A 400-nucleotide genomic window follows, 5' to 3' on the forward strand; every position below is an offset into this window, starting at 1 on the left:
AGTTGCGTGTTCAGGATATTTCGACAACCCCTCGGACGCAATGGCGCCCGGCGCTATGCAGTTGACGCGAATACCCAAGGGGGCCCATTCCGTCGCAACCGTCCGGCTAAGATAGATCACCCCTGCCCGCGCCGCGCAAGTATGCGCCGCCTGCGGCATGCCGCGTTCGACATGCGCCACGATCGAGATGACATTGCCGGGCTCGCCCCGGTCGCGCCAGCGTTGCGCGGCACCCTGCATCATCCACCAAGTGCCGTTCAGGTTCAGGTCGATAACCGAATTCCAGCCCTTGCGCGAAAAGTCGATGGCGTTCTGAGGAAACTGCCCACCTGCGTTGTTAACCAGCGTATCCAAACCGCCCCACTCGCCGAACACATGGTCAAGCAGGTGATCGACGTTA

General features: G+C 61.2%; 1 protein-coding gene. It reads right to left on the minus strand.

Annotation, left to right across the window (positions count from 1 at the left end; all coding sequences use genetic code 11):
- On the minus strand, positions 1-400 hold a 400-nt coding region (locus G3I71_RS49295; RefSeq protein WP_164325509.1), incomplete at both ends, for an SDR family oxidoreductase.

Origin of the sequence: Streptomyces sp. SID12501 (assembly GCF_010550245.1) — a bacterium.
Classification (GTDB): domain Bacteria; phylum Actinomycetota; class Actinomycetes; order Streptomycetales; family Streptomycetaceae; genus Streptomyces.